Source organism: Kineococcus endophyticus, from assembly GCF_040796495.1.
GTDB lineage: Bacteria > Actinomycetota > Actinomycetes > Actinomycetales > Kineococcaceae > Kineococcus > Kineococcus endophyticus.
Map to the genome: position 1 here is coordinate 26,349 of NZ_JBFNQN010000002.1, position 19,106 is coordinate 45,454.

Here is a 19,106-nt window from a genome sequence, read left to right on the forward strand (position 1 = left end):
GCCCCCTGACGGACCGGCCGGGTGAGGACGGGGCCACTCCGGGTGGTGGCCCCACCCCCGCGGCGTCAGTGCGCCGTGAGCCGGGCCAGGGCGGTCGACAGGGGCGTGGGCCGCCCCAGGACGGTCTCCGCGGCGTCCGCGGCCCGCGCCACGAGCAGCCCGGCGTTGACGCCGAGCCAGCGCAGCGGTTCGGGCTCCCACCGCGGCGGGACGTGACCGAACCACGGCAGCCGCAGCAGGTCGGAGTCCTGTCCGGTGATGCTCGCCGCCAGCGTCCGGCCGGCGAGGTTCGCGGTCCCCACCCCGTCGCCGACGTAGCCGCCGGCGCTGCCGAGACCGGTGGACGGGTCGTGCCGGACGGAGGCGTGCCAGTCGCGTGCGATGCCGAGCGGGCCACCCCAGGCGTGGGTGAACCGGGCGCCGGCGACGGCGGGGAACATGTCCCGCAGCGTGGCGCGCAGACCCTGGAAGACCCCTTCGTCCCCGTCGAACTCGGGCTTGATCGAGGAGCCGAAGTGGTACGGCGCACCGCGTCCGCCGAAGACGAGGCGGTCGTCGGCGGTGCGCTGGCCGTAGACGACGACGTGCCGGTGGTCGGAGAACGTCTCCCCGCCCTCCAGCCCCGCCTGGTCCCAGAACCGGGCGGGGAGGGGTTCGGTCGCGACCATGAGCGAGTAGACGGGGACGACCTCGCGCGTGCCCGTCGTCGCCGTCCAGGCCTCGGTGGCGCGCACGACGTGCCGGGCCCGGACCGTGCCGCGGTCGGTGCGGACGCGCCCGGCGGCCACCTCCGTGGCCCGGGTGCCCTCGACGATCCGCCCGCCGCGGCGCTCCACCGCCTCCGCGAGGCCCCGCGCCAGACGCAGGGGGTGGATGCGGGCGCAGTCCGGGGTGTACGTGGCGCCGAGGGCGCGGGTCATGCCGACGGTCTTGCGGGTCTGCTCGGCGTCCAGCAGCCGCAGCCGCTCCGGCGACCCGGCGCGCTCGTCCGCCGCGACCTCGGCCGCGGCCCGGGCCAGCTGCGGCTCGCTGCGGGCCACGACGACGGTGCCGCCGCGGCGGAAGTGGCAGTCGATCCCCTCGGCCTGCACGACGCGCTCGACCTCGTCGATCGTGCCGCGCATGGCCTCCCGCATGGCACGGGCCGCGGCGGGACCGTGCTCGGCGGCCAGGGCGCCCTCCCCCTGCGGCAGCAGGGCCGAGCACCAGCCGCCGTTGCGGCCGCTGGCCCCGAACCCGACCCGCTCGGCCTCGACGACGAGGACGGACGCGGACGGGTCGTGCTCGAGGACGTGGTACGCGGTCCACAACCCGGTGTACCCGGCGCCGACGACGCAGACGTCGACCTCGGTGTCCCCGTCGAGCGGGTCGCGCGCCGGGCCCGGCGGAGCGGTGTCCTCCCAGAGCGACCGGATCACAGCAGCCGGCCCGCCTCGGTGAGCACCGACCGCAGGCGCTGCTCGATGTCGTCGAACTCCGGGGGGCCGATGACGAGCGGCGGCGCGAGCTGGATGACGGGGTCGCCGCGGTCGTCGGCGCGACAGTACAACCCAGCCTCCCACAGCGCCGGGGACAGGAAACCCCGCAGGAGGCGCTCGGACTCGGCGTCGTCGAACGTCTCCCGCGTCGCCTGGTCCTTCACCAGTTCGATCCCGTAGAAGAACCCGGCGCCGCGGACGTCGCCGACGATGGGCAGGTCCAGCAGTCGTTCCAACGCGGCCCGGAACAGCGGCGCGTTCTCGTGCACGTGCTGCACGAGACCCTCGCGCTCGAAGATGTCGAGGTTCGCCATCGCGACGGCCGCCGAGACGGGGTGTCCGCCGAACGTGTAGCCGTGCGCGAACACCTCACCCGGCGCCCGGAACGGTTCGAAGATCCGCTCCGAGGCGATGACCGCACCGAGCGGGGAGTACCCGCTGGTGAGCCCCTTCGCGCACGTGATGATGTCCGGGACGTAGTCGAAGTCTTTGCAGGCGAACAGCTCCCCGATCCGGCCGAAGGCGCAGATCGTCTCGTCGCTGACGAGCAGGACGTCCAGCTCGTCGCAGATCTCCCGCAACCGCTCGAAGTACCCGGGCGGGGGAGGGAAGCACCCGCCGGCGTTCTGGACGGGTTCGACGAACACCGCGGCGACGGTGTCGGCACCCTCGAACTCGATGGCCTCCCCCACCCGGTCGGCGGCCCAGCGGCCGAAGGCCTTGGCGTCCTCGCGCAGGTGCTCGGGCGCCCGGTACTGGTTGGTGTTCGGGGCGCGGAACGTGCCGGGGACGAGGGGTTCGAAGTCGGCCTTCACCCCCGGGATGCCCGTGATGGACAACGCCCCGTGCGTGGTGCCGTGGTAGGCGATGGAGCGGCTGACGACCTTGTGCTTGCCCGGTTTCCCGGTCCGCTTGTAGTACGCCTTGGCGAGCTTCCACGCCGTCTCGACGGCCTCGCTGCCGCTGGTGGTGAAGAAGACGCGGTCCAGGTCGCCCGGGGCCTCGTGGGCGAGGCGTTCGGCGAGGTCGATCGCTGCGGGGTGGGCGTAGGACCACAGCGGGAAGAACCCCAGGGTGGAGGCCTGCTCGGCGGCGGCCTGGGCCAGTTCGGTGCGGCCGTGGCCGACCTGGACGGTGAAGAGGCCGGCGAGTCCGTCGAGGTACTCCCGGCCGCGGGAGTCCCAGATGCGGGCACCCTCACCGCGGACGATGACGGGGACGTCGTCGCCGGCGTCGAAGGGCGCGTGCCGCGTGAAGTGCATCCACAGGTGGTCACGCGCAGCCACGGAACGGTCGGTGCCGCGCGGAGTGGTCGCGAGGTGGCTGGACATGCCCGGACACTAGACCGGCCGGTACAGTTGCCACAAGCATTCCGTCGCGGAAAAGGGTCAGGACTGCGGATCCGTCAGCGGGTGCCCCAGTTGTAGAGCTGTTTGCGCAGGCTCAGGTAGACGAAGGTCTCCGTCGCCACCACCCCGGGGATGGCGCGGATCTTGGCGTTGATGAGCTCGAGCAGCCCGTCGTCGTCCTCGCAGACCGCCTCGACGATGACGTCGAAGGAGCCGGCCGTGACCACGACGTAGTCGATCTCGGGGACCTCGGCCAGCCGGTCGGCGACGATGCGGGTGTCCCCCTCGGCACGGATGCCGATCATGGCCTGGCGCGCGAACCCGACCTGGACGGGGTCGGTCACCGCGACGATCTGGACGACCCCGCTGTCGAGGAGCCGCTGCACCCGCTGGCGGACGGCCGCCTCGGACAACCCGACGGCCTTGCCGATCGCCGCGTAGGACATGCGGCCGTCCTCCTGGAGCACCTCGATGATGCGTTTGGAGACGTCGTCCAGGGCGAGGGCGGGCTGTCGGCTGGGCACCCGCCGATGCTACGCGGAACCCCTTGCCGCCCACCGACGATCCGGGGTATGACTCGGCGGGTGCCGTTCCTCACGTCGAGTTCACCGGCCGTCGACGACGCCTTGCGGGGAGTCGCCAGCACTCCGTACTGGTTGGACGACCCCGGTCGGCCCGACCCGGAACCTCCCCTCATCACCGGCACCCGCGCCGACCTCGTCGTCGTGGGCGGCGGTTTCACCGGGCTGTGGACGGCCCTGCGCGCGAAGGAACGCGACCCGGACCGCGACGTGCTGCTGCTGGAGGGCGCGTGGATCGGCTGGGCCGCCTCCGGGCGCAACGGCGGGTTCGTCGACGCGAGCCTGACGCACGGCCGCAGCAACGGGGAACTCCACCTGCCGGACGAGGTCGACCGGCTCGACGCCCTCGGGCTGGCCAACCTCGACGGTCTGCAGGACGACGTCGCCCGGTACGGCTGGGCCTGCGACTTCGAGCGCACGGGCGGGTTGTCGGTCGCGACCGAGGCGTACCAGGTCGACCAGTTGCGCGCCGAACCCGGTTTCCTCGACGCGGCCGCCGTCCGCGCGCAGGTCGACTCCCCCACCTACCTGGCGGGGGCGTGGACGCCGGACGACACCGCGCTCGTGAACCCGGCCCGGCTGTGCTGGGAGCTCAAGCGCACCTGCCTCGAGCTCGGCGTCCGCATCGCGGAGCACACCGCCGTGCGGGGTCTGTCCTCCGACGGCCGCGACGTCGTCCTGCGGACGGCCGGCGGCGACGTGCGCGCGCGCCGTGTCGCGCTGGGCACCAACGTGTTCCCGTCGTTGCTGCAGCGGTACCGGTGGCACACGATCCCCGTCTACGACTACGCGCTGGTGACCGAACCGCTGTCGACGGCGCAGTTCGACGCGATCGGCTGGCGGAACCGCCAGGGCATCGGCGACCTCGGCAACCGCTTCCACTACTACCGCCGCACGACGGACGACCGCGTCCTGTTCGGCGGCTACGACGCCGTCTACCACTACGGCCGGCGGTTGTCGGCGGAGTACGACCAGAACGCGGACTCGTTCCGGACGCTCGCCTCGCACTTCCAGCAGACGTTCCCGCAGCTGGAGGGGCTGCGGTTCACGCACGCCTGGGGCGGGGCGATCGACACGTGCACGCGGTTCTTCCCGTTCTTCGGCACCGGCCACGGCGGCCGCGTCGCGCACGTCGCCGGGTACACCGGCCTGGGGGTCGGGATGACGCGGTTCGCCGCCGACGTCCTGCTGGACCTGCTGGCCCGGGCGGAGGACGGCCCGACGGAACTCACCGAGCTCGACCTCGTGCGGACCCCGCCGGTGCCGTTCCCCCCGGAACCGATCGCGTGGGGCGGGGTGGAGGTGACGACCCGGTCCCTCGACCACGCCGACCGGCACGAGGGGCAGCGCAACGTGTGGTTGCGGACCCTGGACCGGCTGGGGCTGGGTTTCGACTCCTAGCCCCTGGGTGCGCAACGGGTCCGCGAGGACCCGTTGCGCAGCGACCGGTCCCTCAGCCCGTCTTGCCGCCCACCTCCCCCGACGCGGCCCCCGACGCGGCCCCCGACGCGGTCCCCGACCCGTGGTCGGAGTGGCAGTGCCGGCCGTGGTGGCCCCCCGGGGCGGGCGCGTCGAGCGCGGGGTTGCGGTCGAAGAACCCGGCGGGCTTGAGCCGGAACGCGACCGCGTCCTGGGGCATGACGGGCCAGTCCTCCACCCGCGGGACGTGGTGGATGCCGAAGACGTGCCACAGCACGACGTCGGTGTCCTCCAGCGGTTCGTCGTCGGCGGTCCACCGGGTCATGCCCTCGTCCCCGCTGCTCTGCGTGGGGTGGTCGCCCGCCGGCCACAACTCGTCGTCGTGGTGCCGGGTGACCCACACGTCGTGGCCGATGACGGGGGCGCGCAGGAACTGCGGGGCGTCCGGGGCGAACAGGTGCGGGATCGCGTCGGGCGTCGTGAGCTTGTAGGCCGTCGGCGTGCCCACGGCGTTGGTGCGCCGCGTGCTCGCCACCTTCCAGACGCGCTGCTTCTGCCAGTCGACGTCGCGACCGGCCTCGCGCTCGGACCGGACCGGTGTCGAGGTCGTCGTCAGGGCCAGGCCGTGCGGGTTGTCCGGTCCCGTCGGTGCGACGTGCGTGTCGACCTCGTGCACCGTGGCGTGCTGCCCGTCGACGTCGAGGTCGAGGCGCGCGACGAGGAAGTGCTGGTGGATGGGCGCGTACGTGCGCTCGTCGACGAGGACCCCCGTCGCAGGCGTGGGCGCACCCTCGGGCAGCGGGGTCGTCACCATGATCCCCGTCGCGCGCACCTCGCACTCGATGGTCCCGTCGAGGTACAGCCGCCAGTAGACGAGGTACTCGTAGTTCGCGACGGTCGCGTGGAACGAGACGACCATGCGCCGCGAACGCCGCACCTGGGCGCCGGCGCGCTCGTCGACGTGCTTCCACAGGACGGCGTCGTCCTCCTCGTGCAGGCAGATCGCCTGCGGCACGGTGTAGGCCTCGCCGCGGGAGTCGGTCAGGACGGCGTCGACGTAGCGGATCTCGCCGAGGCAGTCGCAGCCCAGTTCCAGGGACGTCGTCATGTACCCCAGGCCCCACTCGCCGATGTCGTAGGCGGTGCGGCGGCGGTGGTCGAAGGACGGGTCGCGGTAGGGCACGACCATCTCCGCGAACGACAGCCGGTAGCCGACCTCGCGGCGCTCGTCCCCGTCGTGCCAGGCGAGCTGGTGCAGGACCAGCCCCTCGCGGTGGGTGAACCCGAGGCGCACCGACCAGTTCGCCCAGCGCAGTTCGCCGTCGTCGCTGATCGTGAACGAGGGCCCGTCGGGCTGGGTGATGTCGAGGGTCCGCAGGTCGGTGCGACCGGCGATGCCCGTCAAGGCCGGGTCGTACTCGCCCCGCGTCGGCGCGTCGGGGGCGGCGGGCGCCTCCTCGACGTCGAGCAGCTCGTAGGTGTTCATGTCGAGGATGAACTTCAGGCCGCTGACCGGGTGGGCGTACGGGCTGCCGCCGGGCATCTCCCGCCGCCACACGTCGACCCAGCCGAGGCGGCGGTCGCGCCACTGCTCGGGCATCACGGCCGCGCCGAAGGTCCAGGTGTCCAACAGGACGAGGTCGAGGTCGGTCAGCCCACGGGCGGCGAGCGCCTCGACGACGCGCGGTTCGCGCTTGAGCGCCTCCTCGGCCTCGTGGAACTCGTCGAGCGTGAAGTTCGGGGTCACCCCCGGCAGGTGCTCGAAGCGCTCGACCACCCCGGCCACGAGGTCGACGAGGACGTCGTACGTCCGGCCGTCGGCGCGGTCCCAGACGATGGAACGCGCACGCCGGGGGACGTCGTCACCGGTCCGCCACGCCAGGACGTCGGCCTTGGGCGGCTCGGCGAGCACGACGCCGGCGAAGCGCATGGAGGGGACCAGGCGACCGCTCCCCCGCAGCACCTCCAGGTTGCGGCCGAACTCCTCGGCGTCCAACGGGACCAGCGGGTGCGCCGGCACGGCAGTCCTCCTCCATCGGTGGGCTCCATCGGCTGATGGACGGCCAGTCTGACCGAGAGGTCAGGACCCGTCCAGCGGGACCCACGTTTTCCGTCGCGTTGCACGGCGGTCACGACGGATTCCGCGAGCACGTCATCTCGCGCTGTTAGGGTCGCCCGGTTCTGGACCCCCCTCGACGTCAGGAGCCCCGATGGCACGTGCCGACCACCCCCCGAGCTCGCCGCTGCCCACCTCACCCGCGGCCGGCAAGGGACTGCAGTCCGGAGCGCTCGGGCTGTGGGGCAACACGGTCATCGGGCTCGGCGCCACCGCCCCCGTCTACAGCCTCGCCGCCACCCTCGGCTACATCGTCCTGGCGGTGCACGACAAGGCGCCGGCGATGTTCCTCGTGGCGTTCGTGCCGATGCTGCTCGTGGCCGTCGCCTACCGCGAGCTCAACCGCGCGGCGCCGGACTGCGGGACGACGTTCACGTGGGGCACCAAGGCGTTCGGCCCCTGGGTCGGCTGGATGGGCGGCTGGGGCGTGGCCGTCTCGGCGATCATCGTGCTCGCCAACGTCGCCGAGATCTCCGCCGTCTACACGCTGCGGTTCCTCGGCCTGGACGGAGCCGCCGAGAACCTGCCGCTGCGGGTCGCGCTCGGCCTCGTGTTCATCGTCGGCATGACGTGGGTCAGCTACCGCGGGATCGTGATCTCCGAACGCGTCCAGAACGTCCTCATCGTCGTGCAGTTCCTCGTGCTGGGCGTCGTGTCGCTCGGTGCACTGTACCTCGTCTACAGCGGCGGCGCCGGCGAGCAGGCCGTCCGGCCGCAGTGGGACTGGTTCTCCCCGTTCGGGGTCAGCGGGTCGGCCATGGCCGAGGCCGTGATCCTCTGCATCTTCATCTACTGGGGCTGGGACGCGTGCCTGGCCGTCAGCGAGGAGACCCGCGACGCCGACCGGACCCCGGGCCGGGCCGCACTGCTGGCGACGGTGATCCTCGTCGTGACGTACGTCCTCGTCGCGGTCGCGGTGCAGGCCTACGCCGGGTTCGGGACGACGGGCATCGGGCTGAACAACCCCGAGAACGCCGACGACGTCCTGTCCACCCTCGGCGCTCCCGTCGGCGGGGCCGTCCTGTCCGGTCTGCTGCTGGTGACCGTCGCGATCTCCGCGGCCTCCTCGACGCAGACGACCATCCTGCCGACGGCCCGCGGCACGCTGTCGATGGCCGTCTACGGCGCTCTGCCGCAACGGTTCGCGAAGGTCCACCCGCGGTTCAAGACGCCGTCCTACGGGACGGTCGTGATGGGCGCGGCAGCGGTCGCGTTCTACCTCGTGCTGAGTCTGGTGAGCCAGAACGCCCTGCAGGACTCCATCGCCTCGCTCGGGCTGGCCGTCGCGTTCTACTACGGCATCACGGCGTTCTCGTGCGTGTGGTTCTTCCGCCGGACGCTGACCCGCTCGGCCCGGGACCTGCTGCTGCGCGGGGTGTTCCCGGCCCTCGGCGGCCTGGCGATGCTGTGGGCCTTCGTCCAGAGCAGCGTCGACATGCTGGCCCCGGACTACGGGTTCACGACGTTCGGGCCCCTCGGCGGGGTGTTCGTCATCGGCGTCGGGATGCTGGCCCTCGGGGTGCCGCTGATGCTGCTGTGCGCCGCCCGGCTGGGCGCGTTCTTCCGCGGCGAGACGCTCGACGCGGACACCCCCGTCCTCGTCCCCGACACCGGGCAGCCGCCCGTCGGGGGGCTCTGAAGAGCCCTCCCCCGTTCGTGTCGTTGACGCGAAGCGCCGAACCTACCGGTGCTTCGCGTCAACGACACCGACCCGCCAGGCGCGCGTCAGGTGAGGACGCGGCGGAGCGCGAGGTCGGCGTCGAGGACGACGGCGCCGCCGCGGGCGCCGGGTTCGAGGTGGCCGACGTCGGCCCGGCCCAGGAGCCGCGCCGGGGTCGCGGTGACGGCGTCGAGCGCGTCCTCGAACGCCAGCCCCGCCTCCGTCACCGCGAACCGCAGGGCGCGGTCCAGGGTCAGGGTGCTGCCGGCGATCGACCCGCCGTCGGCGAGCCGGGCCACCCCGTCGAGGACGTCGACCTCGAGGTCGCCCAGCCGGTAGCGGCCGTCGGCCGACCCGGTCGCGGCCATGGCGTCGGTGACGAGGGCGACGCGTCCGCGGCCGGCGCGCCGGGCGGCGAGCGCGACGACGAGCGGGTGCAGGTGCACGCCGTCGGCGATGAGCTCGACGGTGACGCGGTCGTCGTCGAGCAGCGCGGGGACGGCGCCGGGTTCGCGGTGGTGGACGGGGGGCATGGCGTTGAACAGGTGCGTCGCCCACCGGGCACCGGCGTCGACGGCGCGCCGGGTGGTGTCGGCGTCGGCGCCGGTGTGGCCGATGGAGGCGATCGCCCCGGCGGCCGAGATCTGCTGCACCGCAGCCAGTCCCCCGGGCAGTTCGGGCGCGATGGTCACCATCCGCACGAGCCCCGTGCGCAGGAACCGGTCGAGGTCGACGGGCTCGGGCGCGCGCAGCAGGCCGGGGGCGTGGGCGCCGCGGTGGTCCGGGCTCAGCCACGGCCCCTCGAGGTGGACACCGGCCAGTTCCCCGTCGGTCACGAGGTCGGCGAGGGCGTCCACGGTGGCGGCGAGTTCGTCGACCGGGCGGGTGACGAGGCTCGCGACGAGGGTCGTCGTCCCGTGCGCGCGGTGGGTCGCGGCGACGGTGCGGGCGGCCGCGACGGCCTCGTCCCCACGACCACCGAAGCTGGCGCCGCCCCCGCCGTGGCAGTGCACGTCGACGAAACCGGGGACCACGTGGGCCCCCTCGACGGTCTGGTCCGCGTCCGGCGCGGGGCCCGCCCCCACGGCGACGACCTCACGGCCGTCCAGCAGGGCCCAGCCGTCGGGCAGGACCCGGGAGCCGGTGTGGACGGTGCCCCGCGCCAGGACGGTCATCGGGTCTCGGTGACCTTCCGCAGCCCGCGCGGAGCGTCCGGGTCCAGCCCGCGCGCGACGGCCATCTCGAGCGCAAGCCGCTGCAGTGGAACGATCTGCACGACGGGGGCCAGTTCCTCGGGCATCCCGCCGGGCAGGCCGAGGCGGACGGTCGCGTCGGGCGCCAGGCCCTCGGGGGCGACGGCGCAGACGTCGGCACCGCGGTCGCGCAGCGCGTCGAGCACGGGCGCCATGGCCTCCCCGCCGCGGCCCTGGGGGACGACGGCGATGACGGGCCGGTCCGCGTCGACCATGGCGAGCGGGCCGTGCATGAGGTCGGCGGCCGAGAACGCCTGCGCCGACAGGTATGAGGTCTCCATGAGCTTCAGCGCGGCCTCGCGCGCCGTCGGGTAGGAGTACCCGCGGGCGGTGACGACGAGGCGGTCGACGAACCGGTAGCGCGCGGCGACGTCGGGCACGTCGGTGGCCGAGACGGCCTGCTCGAGGAACCCGGGCAGGGCCTTCGCGGGCGCGAGGTCGCCGCCGCGCCAGGTGGTCACGAGCAGCCAGAGCGTCAGCAGCTGGGCCGTGTAGCTCTTGGTCGCCGCGACGGCCAGTTCCGGGCCGGCGTGCACGTCGAGGTGGTGCTCGGCGGCCTGCGCGAGCGGCGACGCGGGGTTGTTCGTCACGGCGAGCGTGATGGCCCCGGCGCGGCGGGCCGCGGCGGTGGACTCGACGAGGTCCGGGGACCCGCCGGACTGGCTGATGCTGATCCAGAGCACGTCGCGCAGGTCGGGCGTCGCCTCGTAGACGGTGAGCGTCGAGGTCGAGGTGAGCCCGCAGGGCAGGCCGAGGCCGATCTCCAGCAGGTACTTGGCGTAGAGCGCGGCGTGGTCGCTCGTGCCGCGCGCGGTCAGGAGGACGGCGCGCGGAGCCTTGTCCCGAAGGACACCGGCGATCCGGGCGAGCTCACCGTCCGCGGCGGTGAGGATCCGGTCCGCGACGGCGGGCTGTTCGGCGATCTCGGAACGGACGAGGTGGCCACGGGCGGGGCTCAACGGGTCTCCAGACGGGAGGTGGGATTCCGGTGAAGGAAGTTGACACGACGGTAGCGCCCGGCGAAAGTTCTCGCCAGACCCTGGACGGAGCCCTGTGACCGCACCCGACCCCGACGCCCTGCGCGCCCACCTGCTCGCCGCCGTCCCCGCGGCGACGGCGTCCGGCGCCCGGGTGCTCACCGCCCTGCTCGAGGACCCCGTCGCGTCCGCCCAGTTCACCGTCACCGACCTCGCGGCCCGTACCGGGACGAGCGAGGCGACCGTCGTGCGGACGGCGCGTTCCCTGGGGTTCGCCGGGTACCCGCAGCTGCGCCTGGCCCTCGCCGCGGCCGGACCCGCCCCGGCTCCGGCCGCGCTGCTGACGGAGTCCCCCGAGGACGCGCCCGACCTCGCCGGCGTCGTCGCGACGCTCACCGCCCTGGAGAGCGAGGCCCTGCACGCCACGGCGCGCACGATCGACCTGACCGCCCTCGGCGCAGCGGCCGACGCCGTCCAGGGCGCGCGCGCCGTCGACTGCTGGGGCATCGGGGCCTCCGGCCTGCTGGCCGCGGACTTCGACCACAAGGCCGTCCGCGTCGGGCTGTTGACGCGGTTGCGGACGGAGGGCCACGCGGCGCTCGTCAGTTCCGAGACCCTCGGTCCGGACGACACCGCGCTCGTCGTCAGCCACTCCGGCCGCACCCCCGACGTCGTCGCGGCGGCCGGCCGCGCCCGCGACCGGGGCGCCACGGTCGTCGCCGTGACGAGTTCGGCGGGGTCCCCGCTGGCCGGGACGGCCGACCACGTCCTCCTCGCCACCGGACGCGAGACCGCTTACCGCGCAGGCGCGATGGCGAGCCGGGCCGCGACGGCGCTCGTCCTGGACTGCCTGTACGTCGCGGTCGTGCAACGCCTCGGCGACCGCGCCGGGGACGCGCTGCAACGGACCTACCGGGCGGTGGAGGAACCCCGCTCGGCCGACGGCGGCCGGCCGCGCCGCCGCCGGTAGGCCGTGCTCAACGCGAACGCGTCGGCGTACCCGACCTCGGCGGCGATCGAGGCGAGCGTCCGGTCGGTGCGCCGCAGCAGGTCGGTGGCCAGGTCGAGGCGCAGTTCCGTCAGGTAGCGCTGCGGCGGGCTGCCCACCACCTCGGCGAAGCGCCGGGCGAAGGTGGCCCTCGACACGCCCGCCCGTTCCGCGAGCGCCGCCACGGTCCACCGCTGCGCGGGCCGGGAGTGCAGCAGGTCCAGCACCGGTCCGACGACCGGATCGGCTGCGGCGCTGATCGACCCGACGTCGCGGCGCCCACGAAGGACGGTGAGGACCAGCAGGTCGACGAGCCGGTCGAGCACCGCGCGCTGCGCGGGTCCGTCCCGGACGGACTCCTGCGCGAGCAGCGCCAGCAGGTGCTCGGGCGCCCGCCCGGTCAGCACCGGTGGGAACCCGGCCAGGGCACGGCGCCCGACGGGGTCCCCGGCGAGGTACGCGGCGTGGACGAGGAGTGTCGGGGCGTCGAGCGCGTCGCCGTAGCTGCGCGCCCCCGGCAACCGCCAGCGGTCGCCTGCGAGGTGGGCCGGTTCGTGGGGTTCCCGGGACCGGCCCGGTCCGTCGACGACCGCTCCCGGCGTCGTGCCGGCGGGGTCGGTCAGCTCGTGCGGTCCCCGGACCAGCGCGACGTCCCCGGGGCGCAGGGGGTGGTCCGCGCACCGGGCCGCACCGCGGACGAGCACGTGGACGACGAGAACGGCCGGCGTCTCGAACCGCAGACCCCAGGGGTCGCGCAGGTGGGACAGCGTGACGTCGGTGGCAGTCCCCGCGAACAGGTCGCTGAGCACGGGTCGAGGCTAGGCGGTGGTGAGACGGCAGGACATGCCGACGAGCGAGGCAGCCATGTCCGACCGTCCACAGGGACGGGTTGACTGGCGAGGTGCTCATCGTCCTCTCCGGCCTGCCGGGCAGCGGGAAGACCTCCCTGGCCCGCGCCCTCGTCACCGCCGCCCGCGCCGTGCACGTGCGCCTCGACACGGTCGAGCAGGCGCTCGTCGACGCCGGCACCGCGACCCACCCGGTCGGCCCCGTCGGCCACCACGTCGCGCGCGCCGTCGCGGGTGACCTGCTGCGGCAGGGGCACCTCGTCGTGGCCGACGGGGTGAACCCGCTGCCCGTGACGCGGGAGCTGTGGTGGGACGTGGCGCGCGCGGCGGACCGTCCGTGGCTCGACGTCGAGGTCGTCTGCGGCGACACCGTCCTGCACCGACGTCGGGTGCAGGACCGGGTGGCCGACATCCCCGGCCACCCCGAACCCACGTGGGCGGACGTCGAACGCGTCGAGTTCACGCCCTGGACGACGGACCGGGTACGCGTCGACCTCGGCAGGCTGTCCCCCGCCGAGGCCGCCGCGGGGGTCCTGAGCCGTGCTCAGTCCTCCCAGACGATGCCGACCTTGCCGCCGACCCCGGAGTCGGCGACGGAGTAGGCCTCCGCCGCCTGGGCGAGCGGGAACCGGTGGGTCACGACCGTCTCGGGGTGCAGGCCCCAGCGCGCGAGGTTCTCGAGCAGTTCGCCCATCCGGACGGTCGAGGTCACCCACGAGCCGTGGACCGTGAGCTGGCGGTGGATCAGCACCTCGCTGACGTCGACGGACAACTGCCCGCCCTCCCCCACGAGGGCCGCGCGCCCCCAGCGCCGGGTGTGCCGCAGCGCGGTGAGCTGACCCCGCCCGTTCCCGGAGCAGTCGACGGACGCCTCCGCCCCGTCGCCGAGGGCCGCGTCGAGTTCCTCGTCCGTGCCCGCGAGCGCTGCGTCGACCGCGCCCAGTTCGAGGGCCAGGGCCCGCCGGTCCGGGCTGGGGTCGGTGCCGACGACACGGGAGGCGCCCATCGCCTTGGCCAGCAACCCCGCGGCGAGCCCGACGGGGCCCAACCCGACGACGAGGAGCCGGTCCCGACCGGAGACGGCGAGCCGGCACAGCGCCTCGTACGCCGTCCCGAAACCGCAGGCGACGCACGCGCCGTCGAGGAACGTCAGTTCGTCGGGCAGGACGAGGAGGTCGCGCTCCTCGGCGAGCAGCAGGTCGGCGTGGCCCCCGTCGCGCTGCCAGCCGTAGGCCTTGCGGGACGGTGCGCTGCAGCTGATCTGGTAGCCCCGGCGGCAGTCGTCGCACTGGCCGCAGCCGCTGATGTGGTAGACGACGACGCGGTCACCGACGGCGATGCGGTCCACCCCGGACCCGACCGCGACGACGCGGCCGGCGGGTTCGTGGCCGCCGACGACACCCTGGTAGGCCTCCGGGCCCTCCCCGAGGTGCTCGCGGTAGATGGCGCGCAGGTCCGACCCGCAGATCGTCGAGGCGCGGGTGGCCACGACGACCTGGCCGTGGCCGGGGCTCGGATCGGGCACCTCGCGCAGGTCGACCTCGCGGTTCCCTGGCAGAAACGCTGCGTGCACGGTGGGGACTCCTCGTCGAGTGTGGTGCGGGTGGTCGTCGCGCCCGAGCATCGCACGGGACCACCGCCCAAGATCAGCGGACGGCGGCGAAGAGCAGGCTGTCGCGGCGTTCGCCGGCGACGACCACGTGGGAGCGCAGCAACCCCTCGTGCTGCATCCCGATCTTCTCCAGGACCCGCCGCGACCCGGAGTTCTCCGGTCGGCACGTCGCCTCGACCCGGGCCAGACCCGCGCGGGTGAGTGCGAACCCCAGCACCACCGCGGCGGCCTCCGTCGTGATGCCCTGACCCCACCGGTCGCGGCGCAGGACGTACCCCATCTCGCCGCGGGCGTTCCCCCGGCTCCGCACGGTGAGTGCCACGCTGCCCACCAGGTCCGCGTCGAGGACGACGGCCCACGTCCAGGAGTCCGGCGGGCCGTCGTGCCGCGCCGCCCGCACGGCGTCAGCGACGAAGCGCCGGGTGTCCTCGGGCGAGTTCGGTCCCCACGTGACGTGCCGGCACACCTCGGGGTCGCCGGCGTACCGGTGCACGGCCTCCTCGTCGCCGGGCGCGAACGCCCGCAGCCGCAACCGGGGCGTCGCGATTTCCTCCACGGCGACCAGTGCAGCGCAGACCCCGCGCGTCGTCCACCCCCGCTCAGCCGGGCCGGAACTCCAGCAGGACGGTGCGGTGGCCGTCGTCCTCCCCCGTGGCCCCGGTCGGCACGAAACCCGCCCGCCGCCACGCCGCGATCGCGCGGACGTTCTCCTGCGCCGGATCGGCCGTGACCGACGTCCACCCCCGGCGCAGGAGGTGGGTCGCGAGGAGCCGGGCTGCGGCGGGCCCGGTGCCGCGACCCTGCTCGGCGGCGGCGAGGAACAGGTCCACTCCTCCCCTGCCCGGGCGGTCGGCGTCCTGACACACCTGCAGGACGCCGGCGGGCCGGTCCGCCACCTCGACGACGAAGACGGTGACGTCGGGTTCGCGGGCGCCGCAGTACTTCGCGAGGACCTCCTCGCGGGACAGGGGACGTCCTCCCCACCACCGGTGGACGGCCGGGTCGGCCAACCAGGCCGTGACGGCGTCGGCGTCGTCGGGGGTGCTCGGCCGCAGCGCCACGGTTCCCGACCGCAGCCCCCGGGGAACCGAGCGCCCGGTCAGGCCGAGCGCGCGGCGGACGTCGTGCAGGTGGTGGAAGGCGTCGTGGGCGTTGTTGCCGGCGACGTCGGCGGCACGCTGCTCGCCGCGGGTGGCGTGCTGCAGGACGACGTCGTGGAGCAGCGCGTCGCGGAGCACCTCGCCCCACGCGGACGCGCTGCCCCGCAACGACCACAGCGCTCCGGCCGCGCCGATCCGGTCGTAGCCCCGGGCGCGGCCGAGGGCGTCGGGGTCGTACGCGTCGACGAGGCGCTCCTGCCCGGCCACGGCCTCGACGAGGCGCTCGGCCCACTGCCGCAGGTTCTCCCCCACGTGGGCGACGTACCCCGCGACCGTCCAGCCGTGGTCGGGGTGCCGGGTGCCGCCGTCCCGGCCGGCGAGCGCGTGGGCGAACTCGTCGGCGACGCCCTCGACGAACTCGACGGCCTCCTCGGCGGCGGGCCAGCTCCAGCCGCACTCGGCGCAGGGGTTCCCGTACCGGGCAACGCCCCAGACCTCGGGCGGTGCGGGGGTCACGGCAACGTGAGGACCACGGGCCCGTCGGCCGTCACGGCGACCGTGTGCTCCTCGTGCGCGCCACGGCTGCCGTCGACGCTGCGCATGGTCCAGCCGTCCGGGTCGGTGCGGTAGGAGGAGTTCCCGCCGGCGGTGAACCAGGGTTCGATCGCGATGACGAGACCGGGTTTCAGCGTCAGTCCCCGCCCCGCCCGGCCGTCGTTGGGGACGGAGGGGTCCTCGTGCATGGTGCGGCCCACGCCGTGGCCGCCGAACTCGGTGTTCACGCCGCAGCCGTGCGCGTGGCCGACGGCCCCGATGGCGGCGGAGACGTCACCGATCTTGCCCCCGACGACCGCGGCGGCGATGCCGGCCGCGAGGGCCTCGCGGGTGGCGGCGACGAGGGCCTCGTCCTCGGGTCGGGGGGTGCCGACGCTGAACGTCGTGGCGGAGTCACCCGCCCAGCCGTCGAGCACGGCGCCGCAGTCGACGCTCAGCAGGTCGCCGTCGCGCAGGGCGTAGCGGTCCGGGATGCCGTGCAGCACCGCGTCGTTGACGGAGGCGCAGATGACGCCGGGGAACGGGGAGTCCGCGAACCGCGGCTGGTAGCCGAGGAAGGGTGACGTCGCGCCGGCGCCGAAGATCACCTCGCGCGCCACGGCGTCCAGTTCGTCGAGCCGCACGCCGACCGCGGCGGCCTCACGGACGGCGACGAGGGCCTGGCCGACGACACGGCCGGCGGCGCGCATGGCCTCGACCTCACCGGGGGTCTTGAGTTCCACCACGAGAACCTCCTGGGAAAGTTATCCCGGTATTAGTATCACGCCATGGTCCGTCCTCCGCTGCCCGACGAGGTGCGCGCCCGCGGCCGCCGCCTCGGGGAACTCCTCCGCACGGCGCGCGGGGACCGCACGATCCCCCAGGTCTCGGCGTTGTCCGGCGTCCCCGCCGAGACGTTGCGCAAGATCGAGGCGGGCCGCGTGCCGACGCCCGCGTTCTTCACCGTCGTCGCGCTCGCGACCGCGCTCGACCTCCCGCTCACCGACGTCGTGGAGCACTGCACGCCACCTGTCCCCGCCGTCGAGGGCGTGGCGTGAGCACGCTTCCCGGCCTGCTCCCGGGACTCCTGACCGACCACGACAGCCGGGACGCCGTGGCGACGGACCGCTCCGGCCACCGCCCGGTCACCCTGCCGGACGGCGTCGTGCGCGCCCGCGACGTCCAGGACGTCGTGGAGACCCTGCGCTGGGCGAGCGCGCACCGCACCCCCGTCGTGACCCGCGGCGGCGGGTCGGGTTTGGCGGCCGGGGCGAGCGCGAGCGCCGGCGAGGTCGTCCTGGACCTGTCGGGCATGGACCGCATCCTCGACCTGCGGCCGCAGGACCAGGTGGCCGTCGTCGAACCCGGTGTGATCACGTCCCACCTCGACGCGGCCGCCGCCGAGCACGGGTTGTTCTACGCCCCCGACCCGGCGAGCGCTGCGATCTCCACGATCGGCGGGAACATCGCCACCAACGCGGGTGGGTTGCGCTGCGCGAAGTACGGCGTGACGCGCGAGGCCGTCCTCGGGCTCGACCTCGTGCTCGCCGACGGCCGCCGCGTGTCGACGGGCCGCCAGACGGTGAAGGGCGTCGCCGGCTACGACCTCACCGGGCTCGTCGTGGGATCGGAGGGGACGCTGGCCGTGGTCGTCGGCGCGACGCTGCGGTTGCGTCCGAAACCCCTGGAGACGGCGACGCTCGCGGCGCACTTCGACGACGTCGTGGCCGCCGCGTCCGCGGCCGCGGCGATCACCGCGGCCCGCCTGCAGCCAGCCGTCCTCGAACTGGTCGACGCCGTGACGCTCGAGGCCGTCGACGCGGCACGGGGTTCGGCGCTGCGCTCCCTCGGCGCGGCGGCGCTCGTCGTGCAGTGCGACGGCCGGGGCGCGCGGGCCGACATCGACGCCGTGGCCGAGGTCGTCGCCTCGTTCGCGACGTCGTGGCGCGCGACGAGCGACCCCGTCGAGGCCGAGGAACTCCTCGCCGCCCGGCGCGCGGGGCTGCCCGCGCTGGAGGCCACCGGCGACGTGTTCATCGAGGACGTCGCCGTCCCGCGCTCCCGGCTCGCCGCCGCGGTCTCGGGGATCCAGGCGATCTCCGCGCGCACCGGCGTGCGCATCGCCACGATCGCGCACGCGGGCGACGGGAACCTGCACCCGATCGTCGTCGTCGAGCGCGGCGGCACCGTGACCGAGGGCCCGGCCTGGGAGGCGGCGTGCGCGGTGTTCGACCTGGCGCTGGAGCTGGGCGGGACCCTGACGGGCGAGCACGGCGTTGGCCTGCTCAAGCGGACGTGGCTGGCCCGGGAACTCGGGGAGGACTCCCTGGGGCTGCAGCGCGGCATCAAGGCCGTGTTCGACCCGCTCGGGATCCTCAACCCCGGGAAGGGGATCTGAGCTCGGCGCTCCACGCGAGCATCGTCGGGATCCGGCTGAACCAGCGTTCGTGCTCGGTCCACTCCCCCTCCGGGCGCCCGTGCTGCGGCAGGGACGGCGGTTCGACGAGTCCGGTCACGGCGAACCCCGCCGCCGCGAGTTCGGCGACGTACCAGGACAGCGGCCGGTGGTAGTGCCGGTGACCGCCGAACGCGGCGATCCACCGCTCCTCGTGGTCGAGGTACCCGCTCACGTGTCGCCGCCAGGGCCGCGGTTGGTCGGGCCCGTCGACGTCGTGGCTGAAGTACGCCGGGTGCAGGAGCGAGGCGACGAACACCCCGCCCGGGGCGAGGGCGCGGGCGACGTCGGCGAACAGGGCCGAGAGCTCGGGCACGTCCATGACCACCATGTGCGCGACGACCGCGTCGAAGCCCTCCGCCACCAGTCCTGCGGGCAGGCCCTGGACGAGATCGGCTTCCAGGAAGCGCACCCCGGGGTGCTCCGTCCGCGCCCGGTCGAGGAGGGCGCCGCTCCCGTCCACCCCGACGGCGTCCGCCCCGCGGGCGGCCAGCTCCCCCGCGAGCCAGCCGTGCCCGCAGCCGAGGTCGAGGACGCGGGCACCGGGCAGGTCCGGCAGCTGCTCGTCGAGGAAGGGCCGCAGCCGCCGGTAGAAGCTGTCCCCGGCCGGTCCCGTGGCGTCGGCGTAGGCGTCGGCGACGGCGTTCCAGCGGCTGATGTCGTCCTCGGCGCTCACGCCTGCGACGCTACCCCTGGACGCTGTGACCGCGTTGCATGTTCATGCAGTCGTGTGCAT

Annotated in this window: 18 protein-coding genes; 6 read left to right on the top strand and 12 right to left on the bottom strand. The window is 74.4% G+C overall.

The annotated features are described in order from the left end of the window. Positions 1-65 precede the first annotated feature (65 nt). The 3 genes from AB1207_RS02350 to AB1207_RS02360 all read right to left on the bottom strand — a co-directional run bounded on the left by AB1207_RS02350 (position 66) and on the right by AB1207_RS02360 (position 3,351). Positions 66-1,418, bottom strand: coding sequence for an NAD(P)/FAD-dependent oxidoreductase (locus tag AB1207_RS02350; protein ID WP_367636187.1), 1,353 nt, complete (start codon positions 1,416-1,418; stop codon positions 66-68). Further along, positions 1,415-2,809: an aspartate aminotransferase family protein gene (locus AB1207_RS02355; protein ID WP_367636188.1), complete on the bottom strand. Its 1,395-nt coding sequence runs from the start codon at positions 2,807-2,809 to the stop codon at positions 1,415-1,417. The genes AB1207_RS02350 and AB1207_RS02355 overlap by 4 nt, the downstream gene beginning before the upstream one ends. Before the next feature lie 74 nt (positions 2,810-2,883). Continuing rightward, positions 2,884-3,351, bottom strand: coding sequence for an Lrp/AsnC family transcriptional regulator (locus AB1207_RS02360; protein WP_367636189.1), 468 nt, complete (start codon positions 3,349-3,351; stop codon positions 2,884-2,886). Positions 3,352-3,399: 48 nt separating this feature from the next. On the opposite strand from AB1207_RS02360, the gene AB1207_RS02365 reads away from it, so the two are divergent. Beyond that, a complete protein-coding gene (locus AB1207_RS02365) occupies positions 3,400-4,809 on the top strand; it encodes an NAD(P)/FAD-dependent oxidoreductase (protein ID WP_367636190.1) in 1,410 nt (469 codons plus the stop codon). Positions 4,810-4,861: 52 nt separating this feature from the next. Here the strand turns inward: AB1207_RS02365 and AB1207_RS02370 are convergent, their stop codons facing one another. Continuing rightward, positions 4,862-6,847 carry a primary-amine oxidase gene (locus AB1207_RS02370; protein WP_367636191.1) on the bottom strand — a complete coding sequence of 662 codons (1,986 nt, stop codon included), beginning with the start codon at positions 6,845-6,847 and terminating at the stop codon, positions 4,862-4,864. 190 nt (positions 6,848-7,037) lie between these two features. Here AB1207_RS02370 and AB1207_RS02375 point away from each other — a divergent pair, with 190 nt between their 5' ends. Beyond that, positions 7,038-8,582: an APC family permease gene (locus AB1207_RS02375; protein ID WP_367636192.1), complete on the top strand. Its 1,545-nt coding sequence runs from the start codon at positions 7,038-7,040 to the stop codon at positions 8,580-8,582. A gap of 86 nt (positions 8,583-8,668) precedes the next feature. Here the strand turns inward: AB1207_RS02375 and nagA are convergent, their stop codons facing one another. Both nagA and AB1207_RS02385 read right to left on the bottom strand, forming a co-directional pair. Beyond that, positions 8,669-9,778, bottom strand: a complete 1,110-nt coding sequence (nagA, locus tag AB1207_RS02380) for an N-acetylglucosamine-6-phosphate deacetylase (protein ID WP_367636193.1) — start codon at positions 9,776-9,778, stop codon at positions 8,669-8,671. After that, entirely contained in the window at positions 9,775-10,815 is a 1,041-nt protein-coding gene (locus tag AB1207_RS02385) for an SIS domain-containing protein (RefSeq protein ID WP_367636194.1), read from the bottom strand. Before AB1207_RS02385 ends, nagA begins: the two co-directional genes overlap by 4 nt. A gap of 94 nt (positions 10,816-10,909) precedes the next feature. On the opposite strand from AB1207_RS02385, the gene AB1207_RS02390 reads away from it, so the two are divergent. Continuing rightward, the gene (locus AB1207_RS02390) at positions 10,910-11,803 is read left to right on the top strand and encodes a MurR/RpiR family transcriptional regulator (protein ID WP_367636195.1); all 894 of its coding nucleotides are present in this window, start codon (positions 10,910-10,912) and stop codon (positions 11,801-11,803) included. On the opposite strand, the gene AB1207_RS02395 is transcribed toward AB1207_RS02390, so the two are convergent. Then, positions 11,743-12,630 carry a cupin domain-containing protein gene (locus tag AB1207_RS02395; RefSeq protein WP_367636196.1) on the bottom strand — a complete coding sequence of 296 codons (888 nt, stop codon included), beginning with the start codon at positions 12,628-12,630 and terminating at the stop codon, positions 11,743-11,745. The genes AB1207_RS02390 and AB1207_RS02395 overlap by 61 nt on opposite strands. A gap of 92 nt (positions 12,631-12,722) precedes the next feature. On the opposite strand from AB1207_RS02395, the gene AB1207_RS02400 reads away from it, so the two are divergent. Beyond that, positions 12,723-13,271 carry a P-loop nucleotide/nucleoside kinase family protein gene (locus AB1207_RS02400; RefSeq protein WP_367636197.1) on the top strand — a complete coding sequence of 183 codons (549 nt, stop codon included), beginning with the start codon at positions 12,723-12,725 and terminating at the stop codon, positions 13,269-13,271. Here AB1207_RS02400 and AB1207_RS02405 read toward each other — a convergent pair. The 4 genes from AB1207_RS02405 to map form a co-directional block, all read right to left on the bottom strand. Next, positions 13,214-14,242 (bottom strand): zinc-dependent alcohol dehydrogenase family protein, encoded by a 1,029-nt coding sequence (locus AB1207_RS02405; RefSeq protein WP_367636198.1) that lies wholly within the window; start codon positions 14,240-14,242, stop codon positions 13,214-13,216. The two genes, AB1207_RS02400 and AB1207_RS02405, sit on opposite strands and share 58 nt — an antisense overlap. Before the next feature lie 73 nt (positions 14,243-14,315). Continuing rightward, the gene (locus AB1207_RS02410) at positions 14,316-14,837 is read right to left on the bottom strand and encodes a GNAT family N-acetyltransferase (protein ID WP_367636199.1); all 522 of its coding nucleotides are present in this window, start codon (positions 14,835-14,837) and stop codon (positions 14,316-14,318) included. Between the two features lie 43 nt (positions 14,838-14,880). Continuing rightward, on the bottom strand, positions 14,881-15,897 hold the full coding sequence (locus AB1207_RS02415; protein ID WP_367636200.1) for a GNAT family N-acetyltransferase: 1,017 nt from the start codon (positions 15,895-15,897) through the stop codon (positions 14,881-14,883). Next, positions 15,894-16,661, bottom strand: a complete 768-nt coding sequence (gene map / locus AB1207_RS02420; protein WP_367636201.1) for a type I methionyl aminopeptidase — start codon at positions 16,659-16,661, stop codon at positions 15,894-15,896. Before map ends, AB1207_RS02415 begins: the two co-directional genes overlap by 4 nt. Positions 16,662-16,703: 42 nt before the next feature. Between map and AB1207_RS02425 the strand changes: the two genes are divergently transcribed. Further along, the gene (locus tag AB1207_RS02425) at positions 16,704-16,973 is read left to right on the top strand and encodes a helix-turn-helix domain-containing protein (RefSeq protein ID WP_367636202.1); all 270 of its coding nucleotides are present in this window, start codon (positions 16,704-16,706) and stop codon (positions 16,971-16,973) included. Further along, a complete protein-coding gene (locus AB1207_RS02430; RefSeq protein WP_367636203.1) occupies positions 16,970-18,313 on the top strand; it encodes an FAD-binding oxidoreductase in 1,344 nt (447 codons plus the stop codon). The genes AB1207_RS02425 and AB1207_RS02430 overlap by 4 nt, the downstream gene beginning before the upstream one ends. Here AB1207_RS02430 and AB1207_RS02435 read toward each other — a convergent pair. Further along, positions 18,291-19,046, bottom strand: coding sequence for a class I SAM-dependent methyltransferase (locus AB1207_RS02435; RefSeq protein WP_367636204.1), 756 nt, complete (start codon positions 19,044-19,046; stop codon positions 18,291-18,293). The two genes, AB1207_RS02430 and AB1207_RS02435, sit on opposite strands and share 23 nt — an antisense overlap. Positions 19,047-19,106 lie beyond the last annotated feature (60 nt).

Bases quoted from the DNA above. Each gene is read 5' to 3' on its own strand.
- AB1207_RS02355 (WP_367636188.1), bottom strand. From the start codon at position 2,809: ATGTCCAGCCACCTCGCGACCACTCCGCGCGGCACCGACCGTTCCGTG.
- AB1207_RS02365 (WP_367636190.1), top strand. From the start codon at position 3,400: ATGACTCGGCGGGTGCCGTTCCTCACGTCGAGTTCACCGGCCGTCGAC.
- AB1207_RS02375 (WP_367636192.1), top strand. From the start codon at position 7,038: ATGGCACGTGCCGACCACCCCCCGAGCTCGCCGCTGCCCACCTCACCC.
- nagA (WP_367636193.1), bottom strand. From the start codon at position 9,778: ATGACCGTCCTGGCGCGGGGCACCGTCCACACCGGCTCCCGGGTCCTG.
- AB1207_RS02425 (WP_367636202.1), top strand. From the start codon at position 16,704: ATGGTCCGTCCTCCGCTGCCCGACGAGGTGCGCGCCCGCGGCCGCCGC.